This is a genomic window from Zoogloea sp. (genome assembly GCF_028693495.1).
Taxonomy (GTDB): domain Bacteria; phylum Pseudomonadota; class Gammaproteobacteria; order Burkholderiales; family Rhodocyclaceae; genus Zoogloea.
In genome coordinates, this window is the sequence record NZ_JAQUVG010000014.1 from 28,918 (window position 1) to 45,979 (window position 17,062).

The window sequence follows — 17,062 nt, forward strand, 5'->3', positions numbered from 1 at the left end:
AAGATAACTGAAACCCAACTGGCCGTGCGGGCCGTTTGAGAGAGTGTTAATCTAACGACCGATTGGTCGGTAATCCGGGCGCCCAGGCACCTTGCCGCTGCCGGATTACTTCCGGATTGTGCTCCCTCCCGGGGGTGGATCACGAAGGAGTTGCCGCCATGCTTGAACCGTTGGCCATGCCCTGGCGCAAGCGTCTCGTGCCGCTGGCTGGCCTGCTGCTTTCTGCCTGCATCAATCTGGCCCCTCCCTTCGAGCGCCCTGCCCTGCCGGTGCCGGAGCGCTACCCTCCGCGTGCTGAGGCGGAGGATCAGGGGAGCGCCCCTGCGACCTTGTGCTGGCAGGGTTTTCTTCGCGAACCGGATCTGGTGCGTCTGGTGGAACAGGCCCTGATCCACAACCTGGATCTCAAGGCGGCAGCGCTGCGCGTCAGCGAGGCCCAGGCGGCCTTCGGCATCCAGAGGGCCGAGCGCTTTCCTTCCCTGGCACTGGGAGTGGACCTGTCCCGCAGCCGGACTCCCGCCGACTTGAGCGTGACGGGACGTCCCAACCTGGCCAGTCGTGAGCAGATCGGTGTCAGCCTGGCCAGCTGGGAGCTGGATTTCTGGGGGCGGGTGGCCAACCTGGAAAGCGCTGCCCTGGCGTCCTATCTGGCCACGGATGCCGCCCGGCAGGCATTTCGCCTCACTTTGATCAATCAGGTCATCCAGGGCTACCTGGCGCTGGGCGAACTGGATGAGCGTCTTGCCCTGGCCCGGCGCAGCGAAGCCAGCCGGGCGGATTCCCTCAGGATCTTCCGGCGGCGGGTCGAGCTGGGGGCGACCTCCAGGCTGGAGCTGACCCAGGTGGAGATTCTCTGGCAGCAGGCTCATACCCTGGTGGCCCAGCTTGAGCAGGCCAGGGCCGTCCAGGCCCAGGCGCTGGGCTTGCTTGCGGGCGGAGATGCGGCTCACCTGCCCGCCGCCCGGGTAGATCCGGCGGTATTCAGCGGGGTGGCGTTACGGGTGGGCTTACCCTCCGAGCTGTTGATGGCTCGTCCGGACGTGATGGCTGCCGAGCACCGGCTGCGCGCTGCCGGTGCCAGCATTGGCGCGGCCCGGGCGGCCTTCTTCCCTCGAATTGCCCTGACGGCGTCGGCAGGAACGGCCAGTGCGGAGCTTGATGGCCTGTTCAAGGGCGGCAGCAGCGTGTGGAGCTTTTCTCCGGGGATTTCCCTGCCGCTCCTGGATGGCGGCCGGCGCGAGGCCGCGCTGGAGCTGGCCCGGGTGCGGCAGGCGCAGGGGGTGGTGGAGTACCAGAAGACCCTGCAGGGTGCCTTCCGGGAGGTGGCCGACGGTCTGGCTGCCATCCAGTGGTTGACGGTGCAGCTGGCGACCCTGAACGGCTCCCTTGCCGTGCAGACCGAGCGTACCCGTCTGGCCCGCCTGCGCTACGAGAGCGGTGCCGCCCGTTATCTGGAGGTGCTGGATGCGGAGCGGGACCGCTTGGCCGTCGAACAGCAGCACGTTCAGGTTCGCCGTGCCTTGCTGAGTGCCCGGGTGACACTTTATGTGGCCCTCGGGGGCGGCAGTCTCCACGAGGTGCCTGCCGCCTGTGGAGCGTTGCCCTGCGACCCATGCCCATTGAAGTCTCCGGGGAAAGATCATGAAGCCCATCGCCCATAAATTTGTTTCCCTTGCCGTGGTTCTGACCCTGCTGGGGGGAGGTTTCCAGGCCTGGGTTTACCTGCGGGGCAACGCCGGGCAGGAGGGCCTCGTCAGTGGCAATGGACGCATCGAGGCCACCGAGGTGGATGTGGCCACCAAGATGGCTGGCCGGGTGGACCAGATCCTGGTGCGGGAGGGGGATTTCGTGCGGACTGGACAGCCCCTGGCCCGGATGCAGGTGCAGAGTCTGCAGGCCCAGCGGGATGAGGCCGAGGCCCGCTATCAGCAGGCGGAGCAGGCTGTGGCGGGGGCCGAGGCGGTGGTGGTGGCGCGGCAGAGTGACCTGCAGGCTGTCCAGGCCCTGGTGCTGCAGCGGGACAGCGAGCTGGATGCGGCCCGGCGGCGCCTGGTCCGTTCTGAAACCCTGGCCAAGGAAGGGGCGTCGTCCGGGCAGGAACTGGATGATGACCGGGCCCGGGTCCGCAGCGCTGCAGCGGCACTGGCTGCGACCCAGGCCCAGGTGGCGGCCGCCCGGGCTGCGGTGGTGGCGGCGCGAAGCCAGGTGACGGGTGCCCGCTCCACCGCCGTGGCGGCCAAGGCCACGGTGGCACGCATTGAGGTGGACCTGGCGGACAGCGTGCTGACTGCGCCCCGGGACGGCCGGATCCAGTACCGGGTCGTCCAGCCCGGGGAGGTGATTGGCGCCGGGGGCAAGGTGCTCAATCTGGTGGACCTGGGGGATGTGTACATGACCTTTTTCCTGCCCGAGACGGTTGCCGGGCGGGTGGCGTTGGGCAGCGAGGTCCGGATCGTCCTGGACGCTGCGCCCGGATATGTCATTCCCGCCCAGATCAGTTTCGTCGCCAGCACGGCCCAGTTCACGCCCAAGACGGTGGAGACGGCCAGCGAGCGTCAGAAGCTCATGTTCCGGGTCAAGGCGCGGGTCGCGCCGGAATTGCTGGCCCGTTACCAAGATCAGGTGAAGACCGGTCTGCCCGGTGTTGCCTGGGTCCGCACCGACCCCCAGGGGGAATGGCCTGCCCGCCTGCAGTCCGGGAAGGTCCGGCCATGAAGGACGGTCCTCCCCCGGTCCTGCGCTTGACGGAGGTTTCCCTGCGTTATGGCGCCGTGGTGGCCCTGGACGGGATTACGCTGGGGGTGCCTGCAGGGCGCATGGTGGGTTTGATCGGTCCGGATGGCGTGGGTAAATCCAGCCTGCTGGCGCTGGCCTCGGGCGCGCGGGTGATCCAGCAGGGCGAAGTGGAGACCCTGGGAGGAAACATGGCGCACCGGAGCCACCGGGAGGCGGTGTGCCCCCGGATTGCCTACATGCCCCAGGGGCTCGGGCGTAACCTCTATCCGACCCTTTCCGTCGAGGAGAACCTGCAGTTTTTTGCCCGCCTGTTTGGCCACGCCACCGCCGAGCGCCGCCGCCGGATCGACAGCCTGACCTGGAGCACCGGACTCCTGCCCTTTCTGGACCGTCCGGTGGGCAAGCTCTCGGGAGGCATGAAGCAGAAGCTGGGCCTGTGCTGTGCGCTGATCCACGACCCGGATCTGCTCATCCTTGATGAGCCCACCACGGGCGTGGATCCCCTGGCCCGGGCCCAGTTCTGGGAGCTGATCGCGCGGATTCGCGCCGACCGTCCTGGCATGAGCGTGATCGTGGCGACCGCCTACATGGACGAGGCGCAGCGCTTCGACTGGCTGGTGGCCATGGACGAGGGGCGGGTGCTGGCGACCGGTCATCCGGACGAGCTGATGGCCCTCACCGCCACGAGGACCCTGGAGGCCGCATTCATTGCCCTCCTGCCGGAGGCCAAGCGCCGCCAGCATCAGCCGGTGGACATTCCTCCTCTGGCGGGGGGAGACGAGGACGATGTCGCCATCGAAGCCAGGGGCCTGACCATGCGGTTTGGGGATTTCACGGCGGTGGACCGGGCGAGCTTCCGGATCCGTCGGGGGGAGATCTTCGGCTTCCTCGGCTCCAACGGGTGTGGCAAATCCACCACCATGAAGATGCTCACGGGGCTTCTGCCGGCCAGTGAGGGTGAAGCCTGGCTGTTTGGTCAGCCGGTGGACCCCAGGGACATGGCGACCCGCCGGCGGGTGGGTTACATGTCCCAGTCCTTTTCCCTGTATGGCGAGCTGACGGTGCGGCAAAACCTGGTGCTCCATGCCCGCCTGTTCCATGTGCCCGAGGCCCAGGTGGCGGCCCGGGTGGACGAAATGGTGGCGCGCTTCGGCCTTGCCGAGGTGCTGGATGTCCTCCCGGAAAAACTCCCTCTGGGGATCCGCCAGCGCCTCTCTCTGGCGGTGGCGATGGTCCACAAGCCCGAGTTGCTGATCCTCGACGAGCCCACCTCCGGTGTGGACCCCATTGCCCGGGACAACTTCTGGCGGCTGATGATCGAACTGGCCCGGCGGGATCGGGTGACCATCTTCATCTCCACCCACTTCATGAACGAGGCCGAGCGTTGCGACCGGATGTCCATGATGCATGCGGGTCGGGTGCTCGACAGTGACCGTCCTGCTGCGCTGGTGGCACGGCGGGGCAAGGCGACCCTGGAAGAGGCCTTCATTGATTATCTGCGTGAGGCGGAAGGCGCACGGGAGGAGCGCGCGCCGGCCCCTCACGCCGTGGCGGGCGCAGGTCCGGCAGGGGCGAAGCCCGAGGGCGCTGGCATCCGCATCCGTGAGAGCCTGGGGCGCATCTACAGTTATTTCTGGCGAGAGGGCCTGGAGCTCCAGCGGGATCCGGTCCGGGCAACCCTGGCGCTTGTGGGGAGCCTGGTCCTGCTGTTCGTGATGGGTTTCGGTATCTCCATGGACGTGGAGAACCTGCGTTTCGCGGTGCTGGACCGGGACCAGACCGTCCTCAGCCGGGCTTACGGACTCAATCTCGCAGGATCCCGTTACTTTACCGAGCGCCCTCCCCTGGCGGACTACGGCGAGCTGGACCGGCGGATGCGCAGCGGCGAACTCTCCCTGGTGCTGGAGATCCCCCCCGGATTTGCCCGCGACGTGGCCCGCGGAGCGCCGGTACAGATCGGTGCATGGATTGACGGGGCCATGCCCCAGCGGGCCGAGACCGTGAAGGGCTACGTGCAGGGCATGCATCAGCAGTGGTTGCTGGAGCAGGCCCGCGCCCGGGGCATGGTCGTGTCCTCCGGCCTGGCCCGGATAGAGACCCGTTTTCGCTACAACCCGGACGTCCGCAGTCTGCCGGCCATGGTCCCGGCGGTGATTCCGCTGCTGCTGCTGATGCTCCCGGCCATGCTCACCGCCCTGGCGGTGGTGCGGGAGAAAGAGCTGGGGTCCATCATCAACCTCTATGTGACGCCGGTGACCCGCAGCGAGTTCCTGCTGGGCAAGCAGCTGCCTTACGTGCTGCTGGCGCTGCTCAATTTCCTGCTCATGTGCCTGGTGGCGGTAAGCATTTTCGGGGTGCCCATGACCGGCAGTTTCCCGGCCCTGGGCGTGGCGGCGGTGCTGTTCTGCGTGATCGCCACGGGAATGGGCCTGCTGGCGTCCACCGTGACCCGGAGCCAGACCGCTGCCATGTTCCTGGCGGCCATCGGCACCATGATCCCGGCAGTCCAGTTCGCGGGGCTCCTCAATCCGGTTTCTTCCCTGGACGGGACAGGCCGCCTGTTCGGCGAGCTCTACCCGGCGAGCCACATGCTGTTGATCAGTCGGGGGGTGTTCAGCAAGGCGCTGGGATTTGCCGATCTGCAGGGGGCCTTCTGGCCCCTGGCGCTGGCCGTGCCAGTGATCCTTGGGGCCGCCATCCTGCTGCTGGACAAGCAGGAGCGCTGACATGAAGCGCCATCTCCTGAACATCTACCGGCTGGGGGTCAAGGAGCTGTGGAGCCTTGCCCGGGACCCGATGATGGTGTTTCTGATCGGGTGGACCTTTACGGTGGCCATCTACGTGGCCGCGACCACGGTGCCAGAAACCCTGCACCGGGCGCCTGTTGCGATTGTCGATGAGGACCAGTCAGCCCTGTCGGCGCGGATTGTCTCGGCCTTCTATCCGCCCCGTTTCAATCCCCCGGCGCTGCTGGCCTTGCCGGAGGTGGATCCGGCCATGGACGAGGGGCGCTATACCTTCATCCTCGACATACCCCCCAACTTCCAGCGGGATGTGCTGGCAGGGCGGGCACCCCGGATCCAGCTCAACGTGGATGCCACCCGGATGAGCCAGGCCTTCACCGGTAGCGCCAGCATCCAGCAGATCGTGATGGGAGAGGTGAACGAGTTTGCCCAGCGGTATCGCGAGAACAGCGTCCTGCCCGTGGATCTCGCCCTGCGGGCCCGCTTCAATCCGGCCCTGGAGCAGTCCTGGTTCGGTGGGTTGATGGAGGTGGTGAACAACATCACCCTCCTCTCCATGATCCTGACGGGGGCTGCCCTGATCCGGGAGCGGGAGCACGGCACGGTCGAGCATCTGCTGGTGATGCCCGTGACGCCCACCGAGATCATGTTTGCCAAAGTCTGGGCCTGTGCCCTGGTGGTCATCCTGGCCGCCACCGTCTCCCTCAACCTGGTGATCCGTGGAGCCCTGGGGGTCCCCATCGAGGGCTCCCTGCTCCTTTTCCTTGCGGGCACCACGCTGCATCTGTTTGCTACCACGTCCATGGGCATCTTTCTGGCCACGCTGGCCCGCAGCATGCCCCAGTTCAGCCTCCTGCTGATGCTCATCGTCATGCCCCTGCAGATCCTCTCCGGAAGCATGACGCCCCGCGAAAGCATGCCCGAGGGGGTCCAGGCCCTCATGACCCTGGCGCCGACCACCCACTTTACCGAACTGAGCCAGGCCATCCTGTACCGGGGCGCAGGTCTCGACACCGTCTGGTCACCTTTTGTGTACCTGTTCCTGATCGGCTGCGTGCTGTTTACCGTGTCCCTGTTCCGTTTCCGGCGAGCCATCACCCGCATGACCTGAGGGTCATCCCGCAACGGACCGTGATGGACTCCAAGGATGTCCGGCGGAGTGTCGGCAGCGCTGTGGAAAGCTGCCCCTTTATCCCCTCCAAGCGTGGTCAAGCCTGTGGATAAGGTGTGGGCTTGATGCTCAAGATGATGAATTTGAACATTTTTTCTGTTTTGCCTCATAAATGGGCAGGGCGTTCGGCGTCCCTGAAGGGGGCGGTACCGGAAATCATGTCCCGTGCCAGAGCACAGGGCAGGTCAAGGCATGACATGCGCTTCCCTGAAGTTGTTGACGCTCCCGGGTAACCCGAGAGGGGTGACGTCCCGAGGGGATCCGTGGCCTCTGCGGGGGCGCACCTGGGCAAAACTCCTGCCTTTGAATTCAGCGGGTTTACGCTAGAGTTATCAAAAACGATAGAAACCAAGGCACACCTTGTCCGTGTGTTGTCCGTGGAGGGGGGCTCATGTCAGGTCCGGTTTTTTCCGTGTCGGAGGGAGAGCACTCCGGTGACTTGAACGATCTGAGGCAGCGCGTTCTCGACAGCCTGGGTGCCCTGATCGTGACCAAGGACCGGGAAGGGCGCTATACCTACGCCAACCGGATCTTCTGCCAGTGGGTGGGGGCACCTCTCGAGTCGGTCATTGGCAGAAAGGCCAGGGATTTCTTCGATGAAGCGACTGCCGGGCAGGTCGAGGCCGTAGAGCAGGAGGTGATTGAGACCTGCCGGCTGATGGAGACCCACGCCTCCTTCCTGCTCACTTCCAGCGGCGAATCGCGGCGCTTTCTAGCCGTCAAGTCTCCCTTGCTTGACCGGGAGGGGCGTGTTGTGGGTCTGTCCAGCGTTTACGTGGATGTGACCGAGCGCGAGCGTACCGCGGCGCTGTTGCAGGAGTCCCGCGCCATTCTGGATACGGTGATGGCCAACGTGGATGCCCACATCTACATGAAGGACGAAAACCGGCGTTACCTGTTTGTCAGCCGCAAGGTAGCTCAACTCTTCCAGCGATCCACCGAGGAAATGATCGGACATACCAGTGAGGAACTGCTGGAAGAGGAACAGGCCGAGTCCTTCAGGGCGCTGGATGACAGGGTGTACGCCCAGGGTGGTCATCATGCTGGGGAAGAGTGTTTCCGGGTCGGGGGGCAGATGCGCTACTACTGGTCCGTCAAGCTGCTGCTGGAGCGGCCAGGGCAGACCAATTGCCTGGTCGGTTTTTCCTCGGATATCACCGAACTGAAGCTGGCCGAGCATGCCCTGGCCCGTTCGGAGGCGCGTTTCAGGACGCTCTTCGAGGCCAGCAGTGAAGCCGTTTTCGTCTTCAACCGGAGCCTCGTCCTGCTGGATTGCAATCCGGCCGCCCTGACCTTGCTGGGTCTGAGCCGCAAGGAGGAATGCATGGGCCGCTGTCTGAAAGATCTTTCGCCGCCTGCACAGCCCTGCGGGATGCCCTCGGCCGAGCTGCTGGAGGAGTATCTGCAGGTTGCGGATCGCAAAGGCCGTCACCGTTTTGAGTGGATGCTCCGCAGCGCGGGTCAGGATGAACTGGTTCCGGTAGAGGTCGTCATCAGTGCCATGAGCCTGGACGGAGTGCCGGCTTTCCTCGCTACCCTGAGGGATCTGACCGAGCGCAAGCAATATGAGAGCAAGATTCATCAGCTGGCTTTTTACGATGCGCTGACAGAGTTGCCCAACCGCCGCCTGTTTTTCGATCGACTCGCCAAAGCGTTGGCCCAGAGCCAGCGCAGTGGGCTGTATGGGGCGGTGATTTATCTGGATCTCGACAACTTCAAGCCGGTTAACGACCACTATGGCCATCGGGCCGGAGATCAGGTGCTGCAGGAGGCGGCACGGCGCCTGAGCCATTCCATTCGCGAACAGGACACGGTAGCCCGTCTGGGGGGGGATGAATTCGTGGTCCTGCTGGTGCATGTGGCCAAATCCGAGGAAACCGCGATGGCCATGGTCCGCCAGGTGGCGGCCCGAATCCTGGAGGACCTGGGCAAGCCCTACCTCATTCCAGGGGCTGCTCCTGACGGAACGGGGGCACCCGTGGCCCATTCCTGTTCGGCCAGTCTGGGGCTGACCCTGTTTCCGCCTTGCGAGCTGGATGGTGAGGCTATTCTCAAGCGGGCCGATGATGCGATGTATCAAGCCAAGAGCGAAGGGCGCAACCGGATCCGGATGGATCGACGTCCTCCGGCTTGAGTCATGATTCATCACAACCCTCGTGTTTGCCGAGAACAAGTCGGGCTGGGCTGGGAGTTGTCCGGCGCAAACGCGACTGAAGCGCTGCGCCAAGTGTGGTTTGAAACGCAACGGACGACAAGCCGTTCCGTTTTTTGATCTCGCCCCAGTCCTTGGGAGTATGCTTCATAAGCATCCGGCCATATACGGATGTTTCCCGCCCACAGGCCTTCCTGCGGATTGCCTGAGCGTGTGGGCTGCGTGTTTTCCATGGGAGCCATGAAATGAAAAACGATGCGTTGCGGCCTGTTCCTGCCCTTGTCGCGCTGGCCATCACCCTTCTGATCTGGTTCGGCATTCCGGTACCCGAGGGGGTCAAACCGAACGCCTGGCACTTGCTGGCCATGTTCATCGGCACGATTGCCGCGATCATCGGCAAGGCCATGCCCATCGGGGCCATTGCCATCATTGCGATCACCCTGGTGGCCATCACCGGTGTGACCAACGAGAAGCCCTCGGCAGCCATTGCCGATGCCCTGAGTGGCTTTTCCAATTCCCTGATCTGGCTGATCGGCATTTCGATCATGATTTCCCGGGGATTGGTCAAGACGGGTCTGGGCGCGCGCATAGGCTACTACTTCATCTCCCTGTTCGGCCGCAAGACAGTGGGGATAGGCTACGCCCTCAGCATCTCCGAGCTGATCCTGGCACCGCTGACGCCGAGCAACACTGCCCGGGGGGGCGGCATCATACATCCGATCATGCGCTCGATTGCCAACAGTTTCGGGTCGTCGCCCGAACAGGGCACTTCGGAGAAGATCGGCCGCTATCTGGCCCTGGTGAATTACCACACCAACCCCATCACTTCGGCGATGTTCATCACTGCCACCGCGCCCAATCCCCTGGTGGTCAAGCTGGTGGCCGAAGCCACCGGAGCGCAGATCAGCCTGTCCTGGGGGACCTGGGCCCTGGCCATGCTGCTGCCCGGTCTGGTGGCCATTGCGCTGATGCCCCTGGTGATCCTCTGGCTTTACCCTCCGGAGATCCGGGACACCCGGGATGCCCGCACCTTCGCCCTCTCCCGGCTGGCAGAACTGGGACCGGTCAAGACCAGCGAGAAGATCCTGCTTGGAGTGTTTGCCTGGCTGCTGTTCCTGTGGGCAGGCATCCCGGACATGATCGCAGGTGCGGCCTACGCGGTCGATGCCACCACCGCGGCCATGTCCGGGCTGGCCCTGCTGCTGCTGGCCGGTGTGCTGACCTGGGATGACGTGCTGGCGGAAAAGAGTGCCTGGGATACGATCACCTGGTTCTCGGCGCTGGTCATGATGGCCACTTTCCTCAACAAGCTCGGCATCATCTTCTGGCTGTCGTCGGTCCTGCAGGGCGGCATCCTGCAGCTGGGGCTGGGCTGGATGGGGGCGGTCACACTGCTTACCCTGGTCTATATGTACGCCCATTACCTCTTTGCCAGCACCACCGCGCACATCACGGCGATGTTTGGTGCCTTCTACGCTGCGGGGATCGCTCTCGGAGCGCCACCGATGGCCTTCGCGCTGCTGCTGGCGGCGGCTTCGTCGATCATGATGACCCTCACCCACTACGCCACCGGGACCTCGCCGATCATTTTTGGATCGGGGTACACGACCCTGGGGCAGTGGTGGTTCGCTGGTCTGGTCATGAGCGTGGTCAACCTGCTGGTATGGGTTCTGGTCGGTGGGGTGTGGTGGAAGCTCCTGGGTTACTGGTAGCAAGCGTCAGGGGCAAGCCCGTCATTTATCAGGCTTGCTGGGCGGGCTATACTTTGGCGCCGTGTCCTCTGCCTTACGAGAGCTTCGATGGCCCAGAATCTGGATGTTGCCCGCCCCCAGCGTCATTACACCCGGGCCGATTTCACGGCCCTCAGGGCCTGGCTCAACAAGCTCCCGCTGGCCCGTATTGCCACGCTTTACTACAGCGAGGATGATCTGGACATCCTGGGCTGCGGAAGTCCTGCGGCGCTGGGAGCCCGCCTGGATGATCTGCGGGATCAGCTGATCGAGCGGGCCAGTCTGGCCAACCCCCACGTGGCAGAGGCCCTGGCTCAGGCCCGGCGCTCCCAGCGCTGGTCCAGGGTGGCACTGGATTTTCTGGTCCAGGCGGCAGATCGGGACATGCGGGCGCCGCGTCCCGCGGATGCGGTATCTGTCTGGTTCAAACCCCGGGTGGCCCGCTCCCTCAAGGGTGAAAAGCTCGAGACTCTGGCGGATCTGATGGCCTGGATTGCCGCCCGGGGGGCAGGCTGGTGGCGTCCCCTGCCCCGCTTGGGCAAAGGCAAGGCAGAGGTGCTGATACGCTGGTTGCAGGAGCAGGCGGCCACCCTGGGGCCCTTGCCGGATCTGTCTCCTGTCTTGCCCTTGCCGGTGACGCCGGTTCTGCTCGATCCCGCCGAGCCTGTCCTCGTGCCCCTGGAGCGGGTGAGTCTGGCCGGGGAACTGGACGGCAGCCTGGGCAGCAACCGGAGTCCGGCTTTCTGCCTGGTGGCGGCCCGCAATGATCTGGAAGCGATTCAGGCCTATCTCTATAAATTCCGCGCCCAGGACAAGACTCGCAGGGCCTACCAGAAGGAACTGGAGCGTTTTCTGTTGTGGTGCATCCACAAGGCCCGCAAGCCTTTGTCCAGTGTGCTGGTGGACCACTGCGAACGCTACAAGGATTTTCTAGCGGCGCCGGACCCGGATTGGTGTGGAATCAAGGCCCTGCGTTTCGGTCCTCGCTGGCGACCTTTTGTCGGCCCCCTGTCCCCTGCTTCCCAGCGTTATACGGTCACCATTCTGCGCGGGTTCTTCGCCTGGCTGGTGGAGGTACGTTACCTGGCGGGCAATCCCTGGGTGGCCGTGGGAGACCCACCGGTAGCCAGGGCCATGGCACCCTTGCAACTGGACAAGGCCCTGAACCGCGAATTGTGGGAGAAACTGGCCCGGCTCGATGGTTTGCTCGACCAGTTGTGTGCCACCGCCGAACCAGGGCGGCAGGCCCAGTACCGGCTGGTGCGGGCGGTGCTGCTGCTGCTTGGCTACACCGGCTTGCGTCGGGAGGAGGCTGCCCATGCGACCCGTAATCACCTGCGTCCCCTGAGGGCTCACCCGGCCGGACTCTGGGAACTGGATGTGCTGGGCAAGCGCAACAGGTGGCGTACTGTCTTTTTGCCTCCCAGGGTCGTGGCGGCGCTGGACGCTCACTGGCAGGACCGGGAGCAGGATTTTTCCAATCCGGGCGTCGAACTGGCCCTGATTTCTCCGGTGCTGATTCCGCCGACCGAAAGCGCCCGTAACAAGCATCTGGACGCTGATGATGGCAGTTTGACGGGGAATGGGTTTTCCCCGGATGGACTGTACCGTGCGGTCAAGACCGTGTTGCTGCGCCTGGCTGATGACCCCCGTGCCGAACTGGAGCCCGACGAGCGGAACGCCCTGCGCCGGGCGGCCCCGCATGCCTTGCGTCATACCTTTGGCACCCGGGCTGCTGCCCAGGAATTGCCCCTAGACGTGCTCCAGCGGGTCCTCGGCCATGCCAGCCTGCAGACCACGACGATCTATGTGCAGGCGGAGCGGCGTCGCAGCATTGAAGAAATGGGCAAATTTTTCGGACAGGGGTAAGGGAGACGGAGGAGGGATCGTGGATTTGTTACGTGCCGCGACAACTTCCCGTAACAAGGATGTTGCATTGCAGCATCCGGAGGAGTATTGTTGAACCTGTCTCCTCCACCCTCCTCCTTTGGTGTGGATTTCAAACCCGAGCGGCTTGCGCCCCTCGGGTTTTTTTTCAGATTTCGAGGGTGTCGCCCCGGAGGGGAAGCGTCACGTTCTTCCAGCCCAGCCGTTGCCGGATTGCATCGGTAAAGTGGCTGGCTGCGGCGCTTTCCCCATGTACCACGCAGGTGTGTCCCGGCGCTTCATGAAACATGCCCAGCCAGTTGAGAAGATCTCCCTGGTCGGCGTGGGCTGACAGTCCTCCAACGGTGTAGATACGGGCCTTGACGGACAGTTGCTCCCCGAAGATGCGGACCAGTCGGGCTCCGTCCACCAGGCGTCGCCCCAGGGTACCGGCAGCCTGAAATCCAGTGATCAGCACACTGCACTCGCTACGGGGCAGATTCTCCCGCAGGTGGTACTTGATCCGGCCTGCTTCGCACATGCCGCTGGCCGAAATGATGATGGCGCCGCTGCGGACGCCGTTGAGCGCCCGAGAGGCTTCCACATCCGCCACGAACTCGATCTTCATTTTTCCGGGATGGGTTTCCAGCCACCGGGTCAGTTCATGGGTCTGGACATCCAGCAGTCCAGGATGGCAAAGGGTGATCCGGGTGGCCGCCTGGGCCATGGGAGAGTCCACATAGATCTTGAGGGGTGGCAGGCGTTCCTGGCGCACCAGCTCAGCCAGAAGATAGATCAGTTCCTGGGTGCGTCCCACCGCGAAGGAGGGAATGATCAGGTTGCCATGGCAGGCGTGTGTCCGTCCGATGGCGGTGATGATTTCTTCCTCTGTTTCGGGCAGCGGACGGTGGAGACGGTCGCCATAGGTGGATTCAATCAGCAGCAGGTCGGCACGAGGGGGCGGGGGTTCGGGATCTTCAAGCAGGGGCCGGTTGCGCATGCCCAGATCGCCTGAAAACACCAGTTTGCGGGGTTTCCGGCCGCTGATGTCCACTTCGAGCCAGGCCGAGCCCAGAATGTGACCCGCATCATGAAAGCACACCCGTACTGTTCCGGCAGCCTGGACGGGCGTGCGGTAGGGAACGGGCTTGAGCAGCTCAAGGCATTTCTGTGCTTCGGTGACGGTGTAGAGCGGTGCAGGGATCCCCCGTCCGTGGCGGCCTCGTCGATGCTGGTTGCGCAGATGCCACTCCGCTTCCTTTTCCTGAATATGGGCACTGTCGGGTAGCAACACCTGGAGCAGGTCGATGGTCGCGGAGGTGGCATAGACCGGACCACGAAAGCCCATGACCGCCAGCCGGGGGAGCAGGCCGGAGTGGTCGATATGGGCATGGGTCAGCAGCACGAAATCCAGCTTCCGTACGTCAAGCCCGAAGTCCAGGGCGTGGACATTCTTGCTGTGGGCCTCGGCTCCCCCCTGGTACATGCCGCAATCCACAAGGAAACGCACATCGCCGGCTTCGACGAGCGTGCAAGAACCGGTGACTTCGCCAGCTGCTCCAAAAAAATGGATTCGCATGATGGAACGCTCCCTTTCTGCGGAGGAAAAACAGCAGTGCTTACGGATTCGACGGCGTCCGAGGGCCCATGTTCATGAGATTGTCCCCCGGTGCCTGCAGGGTAGGTGAAGACTCACCGGGCTCAGATTTCTGACGAAATTGGATCAGGGCGCTGCGCAGCCGCCGTGTGGTGATCGCCGCCTGCAGGCCGAGGCAGTCCATGAGCTCGGCGTCACTGGCACCCTGATCGATCAGTAACGCCGCATACGTGTTGCGCAGGGTTTGCGCACAGGCACGTTCGCCGGTGATGCCTGCTTCCCCAAGCAGGCGTTGAGTACGCCGGTGGATGGATGAGGCGGAGAGCGCCGCCTGTTTGCTGTGTCTGCCAAAACCCATGCTGCGGTCGGCTTCGAAGATCTTCTGGCTTCCTGTCAGGGGGCCATCATGCAAGCGGCTGAGCACCTTGAGCCAGGTTTCGAGAGGCTGACCGACAAAATCCTGAAGCTGTGCCCGGTGTGCCCGGTTGGGGCGGCTCAGATCAATAAAGCCTTCCTCAATATTGATGCAATTAAGCGAGATTTGCGGAATTTGAGAAACCTTCAATCCTGCTCCGAGCAGCACGGCAACCAGCGCAAGATCCCGCCATTCCATCCAGTTACCGGCGACAGGACTGTTTTCTGCAAATGCGCTGCAGCGTCCTTCGATCAGGGTGCGTACCGCTACGGTTTCCGCTTTGCTCAGGAACCGGGTCGGTTTGTCGTCTCCCTCCCCGATACGGGCCCGGCCGGCGGCCGAGCCCGCATTACCACCGGGATAACCGAGCGCACCCAGATGGGCAAAGACCCGCTCCAGCTGCCGGACATATTGTTGACGTTGCCGTCCGGTTTGACCGGGTTGCCGGGCGGCAACCGCATGGGGGTTCGGGGTTTCCAGAAAACGCTGGATGTCGGAGGGGGTGATTTTCAACAGGGATAGTCCCTGCTCTTCAGTCCACTGACAAAAACGTCCGAACATGGCCAGATAGACTGTTTTGGTGCTGTCCTTGAGCTTTTGGCTGTTTAACCAACTTGCGTAGGCAAGTCGAGGTTGTCGGGTCCATCCCTCTAGGGTGTCGAAGATGTCGGGTGTCCCGGTTTTGTTTTTTTGCGGCATTTTTTAGACGCTTAATTGCAATTTTTAAAATTTACTTTAGCGCCTGCCTCATGACAAGACCATTAAGGCCATCTGTGGTGCTACTGTTTCACATGGCTGCGCCAAGCCACTCGGCAAAAGAATGGGTGGATCAAGTCAATCGCATCCAATCCCATTACGCAATGCAAAGCGCACCACATCTGCGGCGCTGTGCAATTTGAGGCGTCGCATCAACTCCCGTCGATGGGTGATGACCGTTGCCGTTGCGATTTTCAATTGCGTTGCAATCTGGCCCGAGGTCATGCCCTTGGCAATGGACTCCATGATCTGCCGCTGGCGCCGGGTCAATCCGTTGAGGGCATTCTGATCTGGCGCAGGAGATGTGAGCTGCACCTCAGGGTTCGAGGCTTCCCGTAACAGTGCAACCAAACGCGCCAGCAACTCGCTCCCCTCCTGTGTCAGCCGTTTCTGCTGGCTGATGTCCGTGATGGTTCCGGCCAGCCGGATCGGCACGCCATGCGCATCACGTGCAACGACCTTGCCACGCACAACGACCCAGACCCAATGCCCATCCTTGTGGCGCAGGCGATATTCGGAGTACAGACTTTCCGTATCACCTTCCACATGAGCCTCCATGGCAGAAAGGACCAGCGCCAGATCATCAGGATGAACAATCGCTTGCCAGGCTGCCAGATCATGGATCCGTTGCCTGGGTGGGTATCCCAGGATGGGACCCCAGCGCCAGTCGCAAGCGATTTGCCCACGGGACACATCGTAATCCCAGAGCACCTGGCGCGAGCCGGTCAGCGCCATTTCAAGCCGCTCACGGCTCTCCAGAAGTTCCTGTTCCAGCGCCCGATGGTCCACCAGCAGCCGCTGCAATTCAACGTTTTCCGAGGCCAGCCTCTCCCGTTCGGTTATGTCGATGCACAGACCTGCCATCCGCACCGGCTGGCCCGCTTCATTGCACATGGTGTCCCCATAAGCTTCAATCCAGCGCACCCCACCGCCCGGAAGCCTGATCCGGTAGGGGTTGAAGAGCGGCGTACGGTCACGCACTGCAGCTTCAAGACGCAGGACTGCGTGGTCCCGGTCCTCGGGGTGGAGGATGCTCTTCCAGCACTCAACGCTGGCGGAATGGACCGCAGGATCAAGCCCGAACAAGGCGAAGAAGGCCGGTGACCAGTAGACTCGTCCTGCCTGAATATCCCACTCCCATATGCCCGCCCTGGCCAGACGTTCTGCCAGTCCCAGGAAGCTGCCATCGAGAATGTCCGGCAGCGGGCGCCCTGCCCCATCCGGCCCGGGCAAACGGATCGCCACGCAAAAAAGGCCCTTGATCTGCGGCTGCGCCACTTCATCCCGCAACGGTACCCACGAGAAGCTCAAACCCGTTTCACTGCCGTCAGCAATTCCCGTCAAGGGATTGACGCAGGCATTCTGCCGATTGCCCTTCAGCATTTCGTCGAAGACCGGAGCCAGGGCGCTCCAGCGTGCGCCAAACAACTCCCGGCAGGGTTGTCCCAGACCCTGAGCATGACTGTGGCCCAGCAATGCGGCAAAACCATCATTGTAAACGGAGTGCAGATCATTTCCCCAGACCACACAGGCCGGGTGGGGCAGATCGAGCATCAGGCTCACCGCGCAGCGCAAGGTTGGGGACCAGGTGTCGAATTCACCGAGGGGGGTATTTCCCCAATTGAATCCCCGAATACGCTGCATCATTTCTGCCTTGTTGAAAGGCAGTTTCCGTGTGCTCAAATTGGGCTCCTGTACGGCGATTTTTCTTATTAGTGGCGGGGGAGAGTCTATGGCCGGAAACTCCCCAGTCCTATGCAATACAAGAGGCGGTTTCAAGTCTGAAGTGCAACACTGGGTTGAAAGTTCATGATTTCCCTCGCAAAGACCTCCGCTGGTGTTTCAAAGTCGAGGCATTTGCGCGGGCGGTTGTTTAATTGTCGGGCAATGGCGTT

General features: G+C 63.1%; 10 protein-coding genes. 7 read left to right on the plus strand and 3 right to left on the minus strand.

The window, feature by feature from the left end:
• Window positions 1–158 precede the first annotated feature (158 nt).
• The 7 genes from PHD22_RS04185 (at window position 159) to PHD22_RS04215 (ending at window position 12,402) form a co-directional block, all read left to right on the plus strand.
• Window positions 159–1,661 (plus strand): efflux transporter outer membrane subunit, encoded by a 1,503-nt coding sequence (locus tag PHD22_RS04185; protein WP_299862701.1) that lies wholly within the window; start codon window positions 159–161, stop codon window positions 1,659–1,661.
• Window positions 1,642–2,715: an efflux RND transporter periplasmic adaptor subunit gene (locus tag PHD22_RS04190; protein WP_299862703.1), complete on the plus strand. Its 1,074-nt coding sequence runs from the start codon at window positions 1,642–1,644 to the stop codon at window positions 2,713–2,715. Before PHD22_RS04185 ends, PHD22_RS04190 begins: the two co-directional genes overlap by 20 nt.
• Window positions 2,712–5,462, plus strand: a complete 2,751-nt coding sequence (gene rbbA, locus PHD22_RS04195; protein WP_299862705.1) for a ribosome-associated ATPase/putative transporter RbbA — start codon at window positions 2,712–2,714, stop codon at window positions 5,460–5,462. Before PHD22_RS04190 ends, rbbA begins: the two co-directional genes overlap by 4 nt.
• A 1-nt stretch (window position 5,463) precedes the next feature.
• A complete protein-coding gene (locus tag PHD22_RS04200) occupies window positions 5,464–6,591 on the plus strand; it encodes an ABC transporter permease (protein ID WP_299862707.1) in 1,128 nt (375 codons plus the stop codon).
• Between the two features lie 451 nt (window positions 6,592–7,042).
• Complete coding sequence (locus PHD22_RS04205) at window positions 7,043–8,785, plus strand: PAS domain-containing protein (RefSeq protein ID WP_299862709.1); 1,743 nt, start codon at window positions 7,043–7,045, stop codon at window positions 8,783–8,785.
• Window positions 8,786–9,048: 263 nt separating this feature from the next.
• Window positions 9,049–10,515, plus strand: coding sequence for a DASS family sodium-coupled anion symporter (locus PHD22_RS04210; protein WP_299862711.1), 1,467 nt, complete (start codon window positions 9,049–9,051; stop codon window positions 10,513–10,515).
• A gap of 87 nt (window positions 10,516–10,602) precedes the next feature.
• Window positions 10,603–12,402 carry a phage integrase family protein gene (locus PHD22_RS04215; RefSeq protein ID WP_299862714.1) on the plus strand — a complete coding sequence of 600 codons (1,800 nt, stop codon included), beginning with the start codon at window positions 10,603–10,605 and terminating at the stop codon, window positions 12,400–12,402.
• 166 nt (window positions 12,403–12,568) lie between these two features.
• Here the strand turns inward: PHD22_RS04215 and PHD22_RS04220 are convergent, their stop codons facing one another.
• The 3 genes from PHD22_RS04220 to PHD22_RS04230 all read right to left on the minus strand — a co-directional run bounded on the left by PHD22_RS04220 (window position 12,569) and on the right by PHD22_RS04230 (window position 16,850).
• Window positions 12,569–13,978, minus strand: coding sequence for an MBL fold metallo-hydrolase (locus PHD22_RS04220; RefSeq protein ID WP_299862717.1), 1,410 nt, complete (start codon window positions 13,976–13,978; stop codon window positions 12,569–12,571).
• 40 nt (window positions 13,979–14,018) lie between these two features.
• Window positions 14,019–15,110, minus strand: a complete 1,092-nt coding sequence (locus PHD22_RS04225) for a tyrosine-type recombinase/integrase (RefSeq protein ID WP_299862720.1) — start codon at window positions 15,108–15,110, stop codon at window positions 14,019–14,021.
• A 135-nt stretch (window positions 15,111–15,245) separates the two neighbouring features.
• Entirely contained in the window at window positions 15,246–16,850 is a 1,605-nt protein-coding gene (locus PHD22_RS04230) for a PAS domain-containing protein (protein ID WP_299862724.1), read from the minus strand.
• Window positions 16,851–17,062 lie beyond the last annotated feature (212 nt).